The following is a 16998-nucleotide window of genomic DNA, read 5'->3' on the forward strand; positions in this document are numbered from 1 at the left end:
TCCTTAGTCCTTCTTCAAGTGTTTTTCAAGTAACGCATAGCGTTCATTCTCAATACGTTCTACTTCAGCAGCAGGGACATAGTAATCCACATTCTTGGTGAATGAGCTTACGATGAAGCTGATAATAGCAGCGATGAATGAAACGACAGCAAGCCACCAAATATGCCAGATGAGTGCAAAACCAAGGATGGTAATGAACATGGCAATGACGAAACCAGCAGCACGATTTGTCGGCATGTGGATATCTTCATATTTAGTATCACGAGCGTAAGCGACACCATTTTCTTTGTCAGTCCAGAAGCGATCGATACCATCAGCAGCAGGAACATGCGCAAAGTTATAAAATGGAGCTGGAGACGAAGTTGCCCATTCTAACGTACGGCTATCCCATGGGTCGCCAGTGTTGTCCATATTGTCTTTGCGTTGTAAGAAGCCAACGATGATTTGCATTAAGAAACATGCAATACCGATTGCAATCAAAACAGCACCAAACAATGCAATCGCTAAGTATGGATCCCATTCAGGGTTGTCATATGTATTCAAACGACGTGTCATACCCATGAAACCAAGGATATAAAGTGGCATGAATGCAAAATAGAAACCGATGAACCAGAACCAGAATGATGCTTTACCCCATGCTTCATTGAGCTTCCAACCAAACATTTTTGGCCAGTAGAAAATGATGCCGGCAAACATACCAAACACCACACCACCGATAATTACGTTATGGAAGTGAGCAATCAAGAATAATGAGTTATGTACAAGGAAGTCCGCAGGTGGAACCGCCATCAGTACGCCAGTCAAACCACCGATACCAAAAGTTACGAGGAAGCCAAGCGTCCATAACATTGGTGTCGTGAAAGTGATACGACCTTTATACATGGTGAATAACCAAGAGAAGATCTTCACACCTGTAGGAATCGCAATAACCATGGTCATGATGCCAAAGAACGCATTTACGTTCGCACCAGCACCCATGGTAAAGAAGTGGTGAAGCCATACAACAAACGCAAGTACAGTAATCGCGATCGTTGCATACACCATAGACTTATAACCGAACAACGCTTTACGAGAGAAGGTTGCTACGATTTCTGAGTATAGACCAAATGCTGGTAATACTAAGATATATACTTCAGGGTGGCCCCATGTCCAAATCAAGTTCACATAAAGCATTGGACTACCGCCAAGCTCGTTTGTGAAGAAGTGGAAACCGAAGTAACGGTCAAGCGTCAGCATTGCAAGTGTACCTGTTAATACAGGGAACGATGCAATGATGAGTACAGCCGTACAAAGTGAAGTCCAAGTGAAAATTGGCATGTCCATCAGTTTCATGCCTGGCGCGCGCATTTTAATGATGGTAACAAAGAAGTTAACACCCGTTAAAAGCGTACCGAGACCAGAAACCTGAAGTGCCCAAATATAATAATCAACACCGACACCAGGCGAATACTCAATACCTGATAATGGCGGATAAGCCATCCAGCCTGTTGCTGCGAACTCACCAAGCGCAAGCGATGCCATCATTAAACCAGCAGCACCAGCGAATAACCAGAAGCTTAAAGAGTTTAGTAATGGGAAGGCCACGTCACGCGCACCAATTTGCAATGGCACAGCAATGTTCATCATACCAACAACAAGACCCATCGCTACGAAGAAGATCATGATTACGCCGTGCGCAGTGAAAATCTGATCGTAGTGCTCTGGGTGTAAATAACCTTCACCACCGCCTTTAGCGAGGAAAAGTTGTAAACGCATCATAATTGCATCAGCAAAACCACGCAGAAGCATGACGACTGACACAAGGATATACATGATACCAATTTTTTTATGGTCTACAGAGGTGAACCATTCGTTCCACAAGTAGCCCCATTTTTTGAAATAAGTAATACCAGCAAGAAGTGCGATACCACCTAAAACCATTAATGCAATAGTCACCAACACGATTGGATCGTGTGGAATTGCATCCAACCCTAACTTTCCAAACATGTCTTATTCCTCTGTAGAAGCTGTCGCATGTTCAACATCAGTGGCGTGGTCAGCAGAAGATGCTGAGTGATCTGCACCATGATAGTTGCTCATGTATTGATTGATTACAGATTCGAACAATTTAGGCTCAACCGAAGAGTAATAAGTCACAGGGTGTGGGGCAGTAGGATATGCTTTCATTTCCTCAGCCGCTTGTTTCTCTTCTGGTGTTTTTGCTTTGGCGATTAGAACTTCAATCTGATGTGCAGAACGGTTACCATCACGTAAAGTTGCCAATTCAGCTTGGTCAAGTGTACCTTTTTGAATTGCTTCAGGATTGATACTTGTACCATTACCAGCTTTAACCGTTTCAACCCACTGTGCAAATTCTGCTTCAGTCACACTATGCGCAAGGAAACGCATTTGTGAAAAACCATAACCTGAATAGTTCGCAGAAATACCACGGAACACACCTGGCTCATCTGCCAATAAATGAAGATGAGTTTGCATACCTGCCATTGCATAAATTTGACCGCCTAACTGTGGAATGAAGAATGAGTTCATTGTGAAGTTAGAGGTAATTTTAAAGCTAAGCGGTGTTTGTTCTGGGAAGCGTATTTCATTTACCGTTGCAATTTCTTGCTCAGGATAGATAAATACCCATTTAAACTGTTCAGCGATAGCTTGAATTGTTAATGGTGCTTTATCTGATTCTAACGGACGGTAAGGGTCGTACTTGTGGGAACCCCACCAAGTTAACCAAGCTAAAATACCAATAATAATGACTGGAACACCCCAAACAACGATCTCAATTGTCGTAGAGTGTGCCCAAGTAGGTTTATAGTCTGCATCTTTATTTGACGCGCGATATTTCCAACCAAACCATAATGCCATAATGATTGATGGAATGACCACCAATAGCATTAGATAGATCGCAGTCATCATCAGGCTACTTTGACCCTGACCAACTGGACCTTTATTGTTTAGAAGTACCATATCACCACCACACCCAGTTAAGAGTACGGCAAGCGTTGATAAAGACAATACAGCTAAAATCGTTTGTCTCATTTTACAACCTCGGTGAAGAGTCCCATTCCCTAATTAAATTATGGGATAGCGAATAAAGTGTCGCATGGTTGATAAGAATTTCTTTTAATAAATGCTTAGCAACCATGCGACACCGCTACGTTGTTGGGCATTATGCCTCATATTGAAAAACTAAGCTACTGATAAAGTGGTCTGAAATGCTTGTTTTAAAACCCGATTTATTTTGTAGGGATTATTGTTTTGCGCTCTGTTTTTTCTATAAATATCAGCTTAATATAAAGAAAAGAGGATTTAGTCCTCTTTTCTTTATTGATTTGTAATTATTGCTTAATCACTTTGGTTTTTGCGAATTTATCGTGTAGTGTTTGGCGGTTTTTGCCAAGCGCAAATGCGTAATCAATAATTGTGATAATTGGAACTAAAAGGGCGTTTAAGAAAATAAATAAAATGCTACGTAACCAAAACGAGCGAATTAAACTGACTTGATTATTGCTTTCAACATCAACAATTTTAATCCGAGCAAGCTTTTTGCCGATACTTTGACCAGATCTAGCAATAAAATAAGCTTGAAGCATGAGCATAACGACGATATAGATCATGATGCTTTGCCATGCTTCAACTGGAATGAGTTGAAACAATTGTTGTTGCAGTTCCGCTGCTTTAGACGATGCGAATTCAGTCGCCTGCATTTGCTTTTGTAACTCAAAGAGCTGTTCATGTTGTTCATCATTGAAATAAAATGATGGAATAGCTATGGCAGGTAGCCACAACATGAGATCAATCACTTTGGCCAATGCGCGTGAACCAATCGATGCCAATTCGACATTATTGTCTTGAACCGGAGCTTTAGATTGATACTGTTGAGTAGGAGATACTGTTTCAGTTTGAATCGGTGCTGGAAATGGAGATGATGTATGACCAATTGGTTCATACACAAGTTTTCCTTGGGTTAATTCACCAAGCGTTTTCCACTCAGCCATCCCTTCATGCCATGCAAGATCAGTAAGAAGAACTTGTTGACTAGCAAGCATTTGATTAATTTGTTCTAAGGTATATGGACCAGCTTGCTGATTATTACGAGCCAAGTAAATTTGCATATGTTTTAAATCTCTATCACAAATGATGAAAAAAGACCCCACCAGTGGGGTCTTTTACAAAAGTGGTTAAGCTTGTTTAATTTTTTCTTCGGCCAAGAAGAACCAAGTATCAAGAACTGAATCAGGGTTAAGTGAAACAGATTCAATGCCTTGCTCCATGAGCCATTTTGCAAGATCAGGGTGATCAGAAGGGCCTTGACCACAAATACCCACGTATTTTCCTGCTTTACGGCAAGCATGAATTGCCATGGAAAGTAAGGCTTTCACTGCTGGATCACGCTCATCAAATAAATGAGACACGATGCCAGAGTCACGGTCTAGACCGAGTGTTAATTGTGTTAAGTCATTTGAACCGATTGAGAAACCATCGAAGTGCTCAAGGAATTGTTCGGCCAATAAAGCATTGGTTGGTAATTCACACATCATGATGACTTTCAGGCCATTCTCACCGCGTTTTAAACCATTTTGAGCAAGTAGTTCGATGACACGCTTCGCTTCAGAAACAGTACGAACGAATGGGATCATGATTTGAACATTGGTTAAGCCCATTTCATCACGTACCTTTTTCAAGGCACGGCATTCAAGCTCAAAACAATCACGGAAGTTGTCAGAAACATAACGACTCGCACCACGGAAGCCCAACATTGGGTTTTCTTCTTCGGGTTCGTATAACTTACCACCGATTAAGTTTGCATATTCATTTGATTTGAAGTCAGACATACGAACGATGACTGGCTTCCCAGCAAACGCAGCAGCAAGTGTTGAAATACCTTCAACCAATTTTTCGACATAAAACTCGATTGGAGAGGTGTAACCCGCAGTACGTGTCAGAACGGCAGCACGTGTTTCACGTGGTAAGCTTTCGATGTTTAATAAAGCCTTTGGATGTACACCGATCATGCGGTTGATGATGAACTCAAGACGTGCAAGACCAATTCCTTCATTTGGAATTTGAGCAAAGTCAAATGCGCGGTCAGGGTTACCCACGTTCATCATGATTTTGAACGGAAGTTGAGGCATTGAGTGAATAGAGTTACGTTGAACTTCAAAGTCTAACGCGCCTTCATAGATAAAGCCCGTATCACCTTCAGCACAAGAAACAGTTACTTCTTGACCATCAGTAAGCACTTCTGTTGCATTACCACAACCTACAATTGCAGGAACACCAAGTTCACGAGCAATAATTGCTGCGTGACAGGTACGACCACCACGATTGGTCACAATCGCAGCCGCACGCTTCATAACAGGTTCCCAATCTGGGTCAGTCATGTCGGAGACAAGTACATCACCGTCTTGGACTTTGTCCATTTCTTTGATCGAGGTGACAACACGAACTTTACCAGAACCAATACGCTGACCAATTGAACGACCTTCACAAATCACAGTACCGCGTTGTTTGAGTAGATAGCGTTCCATTGTGCCGACATTTTGACGGCTTTTTACTGTTTCTGGACGTGCTTGAACGATATAGATTTGACCATCATCGCCATCTTTCGCCCATTCGATGTCCATTGGCGAACCATAATGTTCTTCAATGATCAGCGCTTGTTTTGCTAATTCATGTAACTCATGATCATTTAATGCAAATTGTTGACGTTCTGGCTTTTCGACATCAACAACAACGACTGATTTACCCGCAGCACCTTCTTCACCATAAATCATTTTTTGGTGTTTAGAACCGAGATTGCGACGTAAAACAGAGTGTTTACCATTATTTAATAATGGTTTCGAGAGGTAGAATTCGTCAGGGTTAACAGCACCTTGTACAACCATCTCACCTAAACCGTATGATGCAGTAACGAATACAACATCACGGAAACCAGATTCTGTATCTAGTGTAAACATGACACCAGCAGCGCCAGTTTCAGAGCGAACCATACGTTGTACGCCAGCAGAAAGAGCAACCACACTGTGCTCAAAACCTTGGTGTACACGATAAGCGATGGCGCGGTCATTATACAGAGAGGCAAAAACTTCTTTAATCGCAATAAGAATGTTATCAATACCGCGAATGTTTAAGAAAGTTTCTTGTTGGCCTGCAAATGAAGCGTCTGGTAGGTCTTCAGCAGTAGCAGATGAACGTACAGCAACAGCGATGTCTGGATTACCGTTTGAAAGTGCAGCAAATGCTTCACGAATTTCTTGTTCTAAAGTTGCAGTAAGCGGAGTATCAACAATCCATTTACGGATTTTCGCACCAGTTTCTACAAGTGCATTTACATCATCAACATTGAGTTGAACCAATTCAGCCTGAATTCGAGCGTTTAAACCGCTTTGATCTAAGAACTCACGATAGGCAGCAGCAGTTGTTGCAAAACCACCCGGTACCGATACACCAGCATTGGATAAATGGCTGATCATCTCACCTAGAGATGAGTTTTTCCCACCTACAAGTTCAACATCGTGTTTCCCTAGTTTTTCCAGACCGATTACGCGCGCTTCCAAAGTATTTACTCCACTTTTTTTGCAGTATGAATGACCATCATTGGTATGAAATTATACGAAAGTGCTTAGAATTAGTATTTTACTAAGCGACAGTCATGTTAGATGAGTTTACTATAAAGATTATAGAGCACTAAGACAAATGTTTAAGGAGAATTTTGATGCCCGAAAGTAAACAAATTAAACGGAGCGTATTTTTTATTTCAGATGGGACGGCAATCACTGCAGAAACCCTTGGGCATTCACTACTTGCGCAATTTCCGAACGTCGATTTTGACATTCATATTATGCCTTATATCACCACTGAAGAAGCGGCAATGAATGTGGTGACAGAGATCAATGCATCTCAAAAACGCGATGGTTCTTTACCGCTAGTTTTTGATACTTTGGTTGATCCAAATGCTCGTGAAATTATCAATACTGCTAAAGCCGTAAATTTGGATGTATTTGAAGGCTTGATTAGTAAACTTGAACAAGAGTTAGGTATTCCACCAACGACATTGGTTGGGCAAACGCATGCAGTAACAGATTCAGAGTCATACAAGGCGCGTATTGATGCTGTACATTTTGCGCTGGACAATGATGATGGCGCGCGAACACGTCATTATGATAAAGCTGATTTGATTTTAGTGGGGGTTTCACGCTCCGGAAAAACGCCGACTTCGATTTACCTGTCACTACAATTTGGGATCCGTGTTGCAAATTATCCCTTAACTGAAGAAGATTTGGACGATAACCGTCTACCTACAGTTTTGAAGTCACATAAAAACAAGCTATTTGGCTTAATGATTGATGCTGAGCGTCTCGTTGCAATTCGTAGTGAGCGCAAAGCCAATAGTCGTTATGCAAGTTTTAGTCAGTGTCAAATGGAATTACGTGCAATTGAGGGGATTTATATTTCAGAAGGTATTAAATATTTAAATGTCACTGAAATGTCGATTGAGGAAATCTCCACACGTATTTTACAGTCAACAGGTTTAAAGCGTCGTATTGGTTAATCAAATAGGCTACCTAAATCATGCAAACTAGGTAGCCTTTGGTTGAAATTTTCTTTTAATTTATGACACAAAGTTTGTAATAAATATTTAATTAAAAATAAACAATTGATGTTAAATAATAAAATCTAATGAATAGAAAATGCCGTTAGGGTGTTAAATTTTATACGTTTATGCTACAATATTGTGACATAGATCTCACTTCTGCTGTTATTGATGGTATATGGTTTTTATTGCAACTGAATATCTTGAAATAAAGAATTTTGTTGGAAAGCAAAGCCAATAAAGTTACTTAAAAGCATGTGAATTCGGCTTTAACTTTTTAATCAAACCATCAAATGAACGCAGTCCAGCAAAACATTTTCAATAGTATACCGAGTCTAGTCTGGTTGATTTCAGATATGGGTGATGCTTATTTTTTCAATAGTGTCAGCCAAGAATATATCGGTTTAACTGAACTAGAGAAGTTCGAAAAAAATTGGATGGATTTGATCCATTTTGAGGATATTTCTGTCTTTCAAAATGAATGGCAACAAGCATTTTCATATAAAACTCCTTTTCAAATTGAGTGCCGATTGAGACATCGATCAGGTGCATATCGATGGTTTTTATTATCTGCAAAATTTGTAGACGGCAACGCTGGGGATCATGGATATTGGTTTATGAATAGTGTCGATATTCATGAAACAAAGCAGTATCAACAAAACCTAATGCAATGTATTAATGCGCAAACCATCATGCTTGATAATAGTATGGATTGCATCAAACTGTTAGATATCAATGGCTCTTTGTTGCATGTAAATAAAACGGGATGTATTGCACTCAATATTCCTGAAAGCAATCATCGATTTGGTATGAAGTGGGCAGAGCTTTTAGCGCCTGAAGTGCGATCGAAAGCGAATTATGCTTTAAAAATGGCAATAAAAGGTAAGACTGCTCGTTTTCGTGGCATGAGTGGTCATGGGGCAACTAGACAATATTGGGATAATTTACTCACACCGATATTAAATGACACCGGTCAAATCGTTCAGATCTTATGTATGTCTCGTGATGTAACCGCACAAAGACAAACAGAAATTCAACTGCGTATTTCGAGTGAATTGGATGAATTGACTGGGTTGTACAATCGTCGTTTTTTTAAACTACAGCTTAAACGTTCACTGCAACGCCATAAAAAGAGTGAAAAGTTTCTTGGTCTGATGTTATTGGATTTAGATTATTTTAAACATGTCAATGATACGCTTGGGCATGCCGCTGGTGATCATTTATTGCGTATTCTATCTAAGCGAATAGAAAACGTTTTACCTGAAAATACTTTTGTGGCTCGTTTAGGTGGTGATGAGTTTGCTATTTTAGTGAATGGAATCGATGCTGAATTTGACCTTGAAAAAATTGCAATTGAGGTGAGTCGGCAGCTAGATGCGCCAATCACTTATGCAGGTAATTTAATTAATGGCAGTATGAGTATTGGATGTGCTATTTATCCACGCGATGCAAAAGATTCTTCAAATTTAATGAAATGTGCAGATACGGCATTAAATGATTTAAAAGCCACTGGGCGAGGTGGTTTTCGCATGTTTAATCAACAGATGCAGGTTACAGCGCAAAATATCGCCATTCAATTAAATCAAGCACGTCATATTATTCGTGATGATCTTATTGTTCCATTTTATCAACCTAAAGTGCGATTGGCTGATGGTAAGGTTATTGGCTTTGAGGCATTGTTGCGTTGGCAAACGGATGATAACCGTATTCATTCACCTTGTAATATTGAGCAAGCTTTTCAAGATTACATGTTGGCAACGCGAATTAGTGATGCGATACAGACTAAAGTTTTTAAAAATATTGCCATGTGGATTGAGCAAGGGCTAGATGTTGTTCCTGTCTCGATTAACGTCGCACCTGTTGAATTTCTTAAAGATAATTATGCTGAGCGCTTATTGCAGCGTTTGAGTCTATATAAAATTCCTCATCATTTGGTTGAAATAGAAATCACAGAACATATTTTGGATGATCGTGGTTCTGACTATGTGATTCGAGCATTAAATTTACTCAAACAACGAGGCGTTAAGATTGCACTTGATGATTTTGGAACAGGACATTCATCCCTTACGAGATTAAGGGATTATCCAGTAGATTGTTTGAAAATTGACTGTGATTTTATTCGTCAGATGAATAGTGATGAGGCGATTTTAGCCATTGTGCAAGCAATTATTGCTTTAGGACCAAAGCTATCTTTGGATATTGTGGCAGAAGGAATTGAAAATTCTGAGCAATTAGATTTGCTGAAACAATCTGGATGTTCAATTGGACAAGGTTATTTATTCAGTCGGGCTGTAAATGCTCAACAAGCAACACACATGCTGAAACGTGGAATGCGGCTCTATTGATTTATTTAATAAGTATATAAAATACAAGGCTTAGATTGAAATAAGCCTTGTAGATTTAATTTTAGATATTAATCATTCTTGATATCCATTAATAAACTAAAATTGTCTAAGCGCTTTTGAGTATCGTAAATATCACAAGTGAAGATAAACTCATCTACGTCATATTGAACCGCTATTGTATTTAAGCCCGCTTTGACGGTCGCTTGAGAACCAATTTGTGCCATTGCATAAAAATTCTGAATTGCCAATTGCTCAGCACTGGTTGCAAGACCTTGGGTAGATTCAATGGGTGGTTTAAGTTTTAGGCTATGACCACGAATCAGATTCAAAATACGTTGATAAGAGCTCGTAGCTAAATATTGAGCTTCTTCATCGCTTGCTGCGACTACTGTTGGCACACCCATCGACACATAAGGTTTATCCAAATATTCAGAAGCTTGGAAATTATCACGATAAATCTCGATCGCTTGCCCTAACATTCTTGGAGCGAAGTGCGAAGCAAATGAATAGGGAAGTCCAAGCTTTGCAGCAAGTTGTGCACTAAATAGGCTTGAACCCAATAACCAAACAGGCACATGCGTATTTTGTCCGGGTGTGGCAATAATTCTTTGGTTGGGTTGTGGTGCTTTAAAGTATTGTAAAATTTCCATTATATCTTGAGGAAATTGATCCTCAGTTTCTTTACGTCCACGACGTAATGCACGCATAGTCAGTGGGTCAGTTCCGGGTGCGCGTCCTAAACCGAGTTCAAAACGGTTTGGATAAAGTGTCGCTAATGTCCCAAACTGTTCCGCAACAACCAACGGAGCATGATTGGGCAGCATGATGCCACCTGAACCCAATCGAATATGTTGAGTATTTGCTGCGATAAAACCTAATAGGACTGCCGTTGCTGAACTGGCGATACCATCCATATTGTGATGTTCAGCCAACCAAAACCGTTCATAACCTAACTTTTCAGCATGTTGGGCAAGTTCGAGTGCATGTCGAAGTGAAAATTCAACACTTTTATCATCTCGAACGGGCGCTAATTCTAGAATAGAAAAATTAATGTCTTGCAATGATTTCATCATCGATTCTCATAAGCATATATCGATATAATACGATATATGCTGGGATCTGTATATCTGTTTTATTCGATATAATATTTCTATTCTATAGATCAAAAAAAGCACCCGAAGGTGCTAAAGAGGTATAGCGTATTGTTATATTAACGGTTTTTGTACCAACCACGATGTAAACCATTGTCATGACGAGATTTTTTGCGTGAATTATAGTGACGACGATCATCATAACGGCGGTTGTCATAAGCGCGACGATTATCAGCATCACGATCCTGTCCAACTTTTTGCCCAAGTGCCGCACCACCTGCTGCGCCTACAGCTGCACCGATGTATCCACCATTGGTGCCAGCCATGTTTCGACCGACAGTGTAACCACCAACACCACCTAAACCACCACCAATTGCGGCTTCTGTACGGTTACGTTTATTACTAGAAGCGGCTGCTCCACCAGCCCCACCAACTGCTGAGCCAATCATTGCACCTGTTTGGCCGCCAATTTGTTGTCCAATCGCAGTACCCACAACACTACCTAAAGCCGATGTTGCTGCAACTCGTGTCGTATTGTTCGCATGAGCAACAGACATCATTGAAGCGGTTGTAAATAGAATGCTACATAACCAAATATTCGATTTCATGGTGAAACTCCCTGTCCTTTATTTGAGGGACAATCTTCTTGCTAACTTGAGATAAATGTAACAAGACTTGTGAGTAAAAATATGGAGTGCAATCTCTAGATTGATAGCGTTTAACGATAGTTTTGTAGGGCTTCTATTACATATGAAGAAATTGTGAACAAATTATAAAAATAAAGAATGAATGGAAAGCAAACACCAGCATGTGCTGCAATCAAGTACAATAGCCAGAGTTTCGATTTAGGGTTTAGTTATGCTGTTGGAAAAAATATTGCAATCTCAAGGTTTTGGTTCCCGTAAATATTGCCAGCAGTTGATTAAAAATGGTTCTGTATTCATTGAAAATAAGATCTGTGATAATCCCAAACAGAACTTTAATCTTGATCAGCTCACTTTTCAGGTGTTTGGTGAAGACTACCAATATCGAGAGCATGTTTATATTGCACTCAATAAACCACAAGGTTATGAATGCTCACACCAAGCGACTCATCATAAAAGTGTCTTTAGTTTATTGCCTGAGATATTGATTCACCGTGGTATTCAGTGTGTGGGACGTTTAGATCAAGATACAACGGGGCTGTTATTGTTGACAGATGATGGCCAGTACTTACAGTCTCTGACTCATCCACGTAAACATGTGCCTAAGGTTTATCATGTGACCACAGCAGATTTAGTCACTCCTGAACAATTACAAGCATTGGAAAGTGGGGTGGAATTACGCAATGAAAAAGGGATCTTTGCCGCAACTGATGTTCAGTTCATCTCAGAAAAGCAGCTTGCAATGACCATTCACCAAGGGGTTTATCATCAAGTTAAACGCATGTTAGCGGCAGTGGGGAATAAAGTGGATTCCTTGCATCGGCATCAAATTGGGTTGCTTGAGCTTCCTGAGCTCAATGAAGGCGAGTATATTTATTTAACACCTGCACAAAAACAGCTCAGTCAAAATATGCAATAGACCCTGATTATTTTAGAAAACAATGGAAGGTTTTAAATTCATCATCATGGATAAATCCCATTTGTTCATAGAGCTGATGGGATTGGTAATTGTTCTTTTGCGTTTCTAGGCTAATGCGTTGCGCATTTTCATGGCGGGCAAACAGAATTGCGGTATCAATAAGTTGTTTGGCAGAACCTTGTTTACGATAGGTTGGTGTAACGTAGACATCATCTAATACATAGTAGGTTTCACAAGCGACAGAAGAAAAAGCAAGATAAAGTAGAACAAAGCCTGTAAAAATTTCATCTTTAACATGAATAAAAATGACACTGTCTTTATTGTCAAATCGGTGATTTAAAAATTGCAAAGACTGCACAACATTGGATGAAGCACCGTAGAACTGACGATATTCATCAAATAAGACTGCCAATTGATGGAGGTCTTCTTTGGTTGCTCGCTTAACAATCATTCTTAATTCATCCTTAGACTTATAGTTTTATTTGGACTGTCAGAATAGCGAAAAAAATTCAGCTTAAAAATTAAAAACTTGTGTATAAATGCGACATTGTTAAGTTTTGTCACTTTCACCTAAAAGTGCATTGAGCTCTTCAAACAAATCCTCGTGATCATCTTCGGTATCCACAGCCGAGGGATTCTCTGTTGTTGCTATTGCTTTGGATTTACGAAGTTTTAGCAATTGCTCCATATTGATGTTCTGGTTTTCAATTGCAAAGGGAATAGATTTGGTTAGCACCACCTGTTTAAAGAAAAGGCGAACTGCTTGAGCAGGGGAGATACCAAGCTGTTTAAAAACGGCAAAGGCTTGTTTCTTTTCCTGTGAATCAAGTCGAACCTGATAAACTTCTGTTTTTCGCATGAAGAATAAGACCAAATATTTTTAGTTATGGTCATGTATTTTAAACGATCACAATGTAATTTCAATATTTTTGAAGTGAAAAAATAGAATTTTTGTCATTACGTTGTGTTTACAGTGTTAGTTCATAGTTAGAACTAAAGCTCATTTGTGTATGTGAAATGGGATCTATGAAGTGAATTTCTTTTGCAAGTAATTGTAAAGGATGACTAAAGTCTTCATCTGCTTTGTGCACAACGGTTGGATAAAATGAATCATGCAGGATTGGAATACCAAGATAATTGAGATGCACACGTAACTGATGTTGTTTGCCTGTTTTCGGTTTGAGTAAGTATTTTGCGTATTCTTGATTATGATCTAATAATTCTATCCATGTCTCAGTGTTACTGGGTTTCTCCGTATTGACTTGCATGGTGTAGAAAGGTGTGCCTTTTTCTAAGTGGAGTTGCAAGGTCTGTGGGAGTTTGAGTTCAAGATGATAAGCTGCAATGGCGTGATAGGTTTTCTGCACTTTTCGATCAGCGAATAGCTGTTGATAAACGCCGCGTGATTCAGCCCGTTTACAGAATAAAACCACACCTGCTGTTTCACGATCAAGTCGATGGATTGGGGTTAAATCTGCATAGCCAGTTTGTTTTTTCAATCGAACCAATAAAGTTTCTTGAACATATTGGCCTGTTGGGGTCATGGTTAAAAAATGAGGTTTGTCGACCACAAGCAAATCATCATTTTCAAATAGAATTTCATGTTGAAATGGCACATGTATTTCGTGTGCAAGGAAACGATAATAAAAAATATGGCTATTTGGCGTATAAGGACTATTGAGTTGGAGCTTTGAACCGTCAGCCGCATAGATTAATTGATCTTCAAAACGTTGTTGCCACTCTTGTATTTGAATATGTGGAAAGTGCTGGCAGAGATAATCAAAAACTGTATTTGCTACTACCACATTTGGTAAAAAAACTTTACTGGCACTTACCCCATCAATCAGTGGAGGTATAAATTCAAGAGTTGATGACATGCAGCGATATAGACTCAATATAAACGATGTAAAAAAAGTCAGTTTAAAGGGACTTTATTAGGCTTTAAAGCAGTGCAATGTTATCATAGCCACATCCCAATTTTGTTTTATTTGCCATGTCATATTCAGTGAAATTTACCTTAAATCATGAACAAGACACTCAACATTTTGCGCAAGTGCTTTCTCAACATGTGCATTCAGGCATTATTTATTTAATTGGGGATCTCGGTGCAGGAAAAACCACATTCACACGTTATTTTCTACAAAATTTAGGGCATCAGGGTTCGGTCAAAAGTCCAACTTATACGCTGGTAGAACCTTATACCATTCAGGGTAAAGAAATTTTCCATTTTGATTTATATCGTTTAGATGATCCTTATGAACTAGAGCTGATGGGTATTCGTGACTATTTAGAAACGCCTGATGCTTTATTTTTGTTTGAATGGCCATCGAAAGGTGGTGATGAAATTCCCAAAGCGGATGTTATTGTTGATATTCAAAAATCGGATGACGAACTGACCCGATTTGTGACTTTAACAGTCAACTCAGACTTGTTATTCCAAACTTTGCAGGAACAATTGAATGGTGCATGATTCAACGCGTCGTATTCATACACTCAATGCCGCTTTAGCCAATCAGATTGCTGCGGGTGAGGTGATTGAACGTCCATCCTCCGTGGTCAAAGAATTATTAGAGAACTCGATTGATGCAGGTTCGACTGAGCTGATTATCCGCATTGCTCAAGGTGGTTCGACACTGATTGAAATCATTGATAATGGCAACGGTATTCATGCTGAAGATTTACCGTTGGCAGTGATGCGTCATGCCACCAGTAAAATTCAGACGGCTGAAGATTTACATGCCATTGTCAGTTTAGGTTTTCGCGGTGAAGCGTTAGCATCTATTGCTGCGGTTTCACGTTTGACTTTAACCAGTAGTCAAGTTGAAGACGGGGTTGGTTATCAAGTTGAAGTCAATGGAATGGCTTTTGATCATCAACAAGTACAAGCCGTTGCTGCACAAAAAGGCACACATATTCGAGTACAAGATTTATTTTTTAATGTGCCTGCACGGCGCAAATTCTTAAAAAAGCCAAGCACAGAATTTGGTCACATCGAAGAAATTGTACGCCGTTTGGCTTTAACCCATTTCGATATTCGTTTTGTTCTCGAACATAACGATAATATCCGTTTGAATTTACCCATCGCGGATAGTGGTGAATTACGTTATCAACGCGTACAACAATTACTCGGTCAACAATTTATTCAAAATGCCTATTGGATTGATGCTGAAAGTATCAATATGCGTTTATCAGGTTGGTTAGGGCATCCTTCTGATGCAAGAGCACAGGCCGATATGCAATATGTCTATGTGAATGGCCGTATTGTGAAGGATAAAACCATTTCCCATGCGTTACGTATGGCCTATGAAGGCATTTTGCATGGGCATCAGCATTCTTCTTATTTGTTATTTTTAGAAGTTGATCCTGAAAATATTGATGTCAATGTTCATCCAACCAAGCATGAAATCCGCTTTTTGAATCAGCGTGAAGTGCATGAATTTGTACGCCATTATGCCAAAGCAACCTTATCTCAGTTTCAAACTGCCAGTGCGGATTTAGCCCAAGCGATGAAAGTGGATGAGCTGGCAACAGAGAATGCCCAATATCAGCCACAGCCTAAGTATCAAGAGCAATTTCCTTTACATCGTGCAATTGTAGAATCTGAACCGCAAGCTAATCAGCAAGTCACTGTGTCGACAGATTTGTTGACGGACTTTAATCAAAGTCGTCCACAAGCGGTGCAGTACAATTCAGCACCGCAAGAGCCTCGTTATAACGGTTCTGCGCAGTTGAATAATGCACTAAAAACCTATTTAGCACCTTTGCGTGAAGATGCTGAAACTGATGTACATGATCAGGCTGGCCCATCACGAGTAGATGAATTTCCATTGGGTATTGCGATTGCGCAATTACATGGTATTTATGTTTTGGCACAAAATACCGAAGGCTTGATTATTGTTGATATGCACGCCGCCCATGAGCGGATTTTATTACAGCAAATGAAAGCCGCATGGGATAAACCTGAGTTTTGGACATCACAACAATTACTGATCCCTAAAATAGTTTCAATTACCCGAATGCAAGCGACACGTGTAGATGAGTTGCAATCACAACTGCAACGTTTGGGGTTGGAAGTCGATCAATATGGTGATGAGCAAGTTATTGTTCGTGGCGTGCCTGCAATTTTACACAAAGCAAATTTTGAAAAACTTATCCCTGAACTACTCAATGATCTTGATCCAAATGATGAAGCGAGAGGGTTATTGCAAAAGCGTGATGAGCTATTGGCAGGAATGGCGTGCCATGGTGCTGTACGAGCGCATCGGCAACTCAGCTTGTCAGAGATGAATGCCTTATTACGTCAAATGGAACAAACTGAGTTTGCCAGCCAATGTAATCATGGTCGTCCTACTTGGCGAGCATTTCCATTGCATCAATTAGATAAATTATTTGCTCGAGGAGAGTAGCT

Annotated in this window: 14 protein-coding genes; 5 read left to right on the forward strand and 9 right to left on the reverse strand. The window is 39.8% G+C overall.

The genetic code is table 11. The features are described 5' to 3' along the window. Positions 1-3 precede the first annotated feature (3 nt). The 4 genes from cyoB to ppsA all read right to left on the reverse strand — a co-directional run bounded on the left by cyoB (position 4) and on the right by ppsA (position 6554). A complete protein-coding gene (cyoB, locus tag MMP72_RS10920) occupies positions 4-1986 on the reverse strand; it encodes a cytochrome o ubiquinol oxidase subunit I (RefSeq protein ID WP_241317196.1) in 1983 nt (660 codons plus the stop codon). Between the two features lie 3 nt (positions 1987-1989). After that, on the reverse strand, positions 1990-3033 hold the full coding sequence (cyoA, locus tag MMP72_RS10925; protein ID WP_241317198.1) for a ubiquinol oxidase subunit II: 1044 nt from the start codon (positions 3031-3033) through the stop codon (positions 1990-1992). A 299-nt stretch (positions 3034-3332) separates the two neighbouring features. Then, a complete protein-coding gene (locus MMP72_RS10930; RefSeq protein ID WP_241317200.1) occupies positions 3333-4109 on the reverse strand; it encodes an RDD family protein in 777 nt (258 codons plus the stop codon). 66 nt (positions 4110-4175) lie between these two features. Next, entirely contained in the window at positions 4176-6554 is a 2379-nt protein-coding gene (gene ppsA, locus MMP72_RS10935; protein ID WP_241317201.1) for a phosphoenolpyruvate synthase, read from the reverse strand. Positions 6555-6712: 158 nt separating this feature from the next. Between ppsA and MMP72_RS10940 the strand changes: the two genes are divergently transcribed. Next, complete coding sequence (locus MMP72_RS10940; protein WP_241317203.1) at positions 6713-7549, forward strand: pyruvate, water dikinase regulatory protein; 837 nt, start codon at positions 6713-6715, stop codon at positions 7547-7549. A gap of 335 nt (positions 7550-7884) precedes the next feature. After that, positions 7885-9936, forward strand: a complete 2052-nt coding sequence (locus MMP72_RS10945; protein ID WP_241317205.1) for a bifunctional diguanylate cyclase/phosphodiesterase — start codon at positions 7885-7887, stop codon at positions 9934-9936. 68 nt (positions 9937-10004) lie between these two features. Here MMP72_RS10945 and MMP72_RS10950 read toward each other — a convergent pair whose 3' ends face one another. Further along, the gene (locus tag MMP72_RS10950) at positions 10005-11006 is read right to left on the reverse strand and encodes an LLM class flavin-dependent oxidoreductase (protein WP_241317263.1); all 1002 of its coding nucleotides are present in this window, start codon (positions 11004-11006) and stop codon (positions 10005-10007) included. A gap of 140 nt (positions 11007-11146) precedes the next feature. Continuing rightward, positions 11147-11635: a hypothetical protein gene (locus MMP72_RS10955; protein ID WP_241317207.1), complete on the reverse strand. Its 489-nt coding sequence runs from the start codon at positions 11633-11635 to the stop codon at positions 11147-11149. Positions 11636-11885: 250 nt separating this feature from the next. Here MMP72_RS10955 and MMP72_RS10960 point away from each other — a divergent pair, with 250 nt between their 5' ends. Then, on the forward strand, positions 11886-12590 hold the full coding sequence (locus MMP72_RS10960; protein ID WP_241317209.1) for a pseudouridine synthase: 705 nt from the start codon (positions 11886-11888) through the stop codon (positions 12588-12590). A 7-nt stretch (positions 12591-12597) separates the two neighbouring features. On the opposite strand, the gene MMP72_RS10965 is transcribed toward MMP72_RS10960, so the two are convergent. From MMP72_RS10965 to MMP72_RS10975, 3 genes are all read right to left on the reverse strand, one after another. Next, positions 12598-13041 carry a GNAT family N-acetyltransferase gene (locus MMP72_RS10965; protein WP_241317211.1) on the reverse strand — a complete coding sequence of 148 codons (444 nt, stop codon included), beginning with the start codon at positions 13039-13041 and terminating at the stop codon, positions 12598-12600. A gap of 99 nt (positions 13042-13140) precedes the next feature. Then, a complete protein-coding gene (locus MMP72_RS10970; RefSeq protein ID WP_241317213.1) occupies positions 13141-13449 on the reverse strand; it encodes a type II toxin-antitoxin system RelB/DinJ family antitoxin in 309 nt (102 codons plus the stop codon). Positions 13450-13558: 109 nt separating this feature from the next. Next, entirely contained in the window at positions 13559-14467 is a 909-nt protein-coding gene (locus MMP72_RS10975; protein ID WP_241317216.1) for a pseudouridine synthase, read from the reverse strand. 116 nt (positions 14468-14583) lie between these two features. On the opposite strand from MMP72_RS10975, the gene tsaE reads away from it, so the two are divergent. Continuing rightward, entirely contained in the window at positions 14584-15060 is a 477-nt protein-coding gene (gene tsaE / locus MMP72_RS10980; RefSeq protein WP_241317218.1) for a tRNA (adenosine(37)-N6)-threonylcarbamoyltransferase complex ATPase subunit type 1 TsaE, read from the forward strand. Then, the gene (gene mutL / locus MMP72_RS10985) at positions 15050-16996 is read left to right on the forward strand and encodes a DNA mismatch repair endonuclease MutL (protein ID WP_241317220.1); all 1947 of its coding nucleotides are present in this window, start codon (positions 15050-15052) and stop codon (positions 16994-16996) included. The genes tsaE and mutL overlap by 11 nt, the downstream gene beginning before the upstream one ends. The last annotated feature ends 2 nt before the right edge of the window (positions 16997-16998 follow it).

It is taken from the genome of Acinetobacter sp. NIPH 2699 (genome assembly GCF_022549355.1).
Classification (GTDB): Bacteria; Pseudomonadota; Gammaproteobacteria; order Pseudomonadales; family Moraxellaceae; genus Acinetobacter.

Bases quoted from the DNA above. Each gene is read 5' to 3' on its own strand.
- MMP72_RS10930 (WP_241317200.1), bottom strand. From the start codon at position 4,109: ATGCAAATTTACTTGGCTCGTAATAATCAGCAAGCTGGTCCATATACC.
- MMP72_RS10970 (WP_241317213.1), bottom strand. From the start codon at position 13,449: ATGCGAAAAACAGAAGTTTATCAGGTTCGACTTGATTCACAGGAAAAG.
- MMP72_RS10955 (WP_241317207.1), bottom strand. From the start codon at position 11,635: ATGAAATCGAATATTTGGTTATGTAGCATTCTATTTACAACCGCTTCA.
- MMP72_RS10965 (WP_241317211.1), bottom strand. From the start codon at position 13,041: ATGATTGTTAAGCGAGCAACCAAAGAAGACCTCCATCAATTGGCAGTC.
- MMP72_RS10950 (WP_241317263.1), bottom strand. From the start codon at position 11,006: ATGAAATCATTGCAAGACATTAATTTTTCTATTCTAGAATTAGCGCCC.
- cyoB (WP_241317196.1), bottom strand. From the start codon at position 1,986: ATGTTTGGAAAGTTAGGGTTGGATGCAATTCCACACGATCCAATCGTG.
- MMP72_RS10945 (WP_241317205.1), top strand. From the start codon at position 7,885: ATGAACGCAGTCCAGCAAAACATTTTCAATAGTATACCGAGTCTAGTC.
- MMP72_RS10975 (WP_241317216.1), bottom strand. From the start codon at position 14,467: ATGTCATCAACTCTTGAATTTATACCTCCACTGATTGATGGGGTAAGT.
- MMP72_RS10940 (WP_241317203.1), top strand. From the start codon at position 6,713: ATGCCCGAAAGTAAACAAATTAAACGGAGCGTATTTTTTATTTCAGAT.
- cyoA (WP_241317198.1), bottom strand. From the start codon at position 3,033: ATGAGACAAACGATTTTAGCTGTATTGTCTTTATCAACGCTTGCCGTA.
- MMP72_RS10960 (WP_241317209.1), top strand. From the start codon at position 11,886: ATGCTGTTGGAAAAAATATTGCAATCTCAAGGTTTTGGTTCCCGTAAA.
- tsaE (WP_241317218.1), top strand. From the start codon at position 14,584: ATGTCATATTCAGTGAAATTTACCTTAAATCATGAACAAGACACTCAA.
- mutL (WP_241317220.1), top strand. From the start codon at position 15,050: ATGGTGCATGATTCAACGCGTCGTATTCATACACTCAATGCCGCTTTA.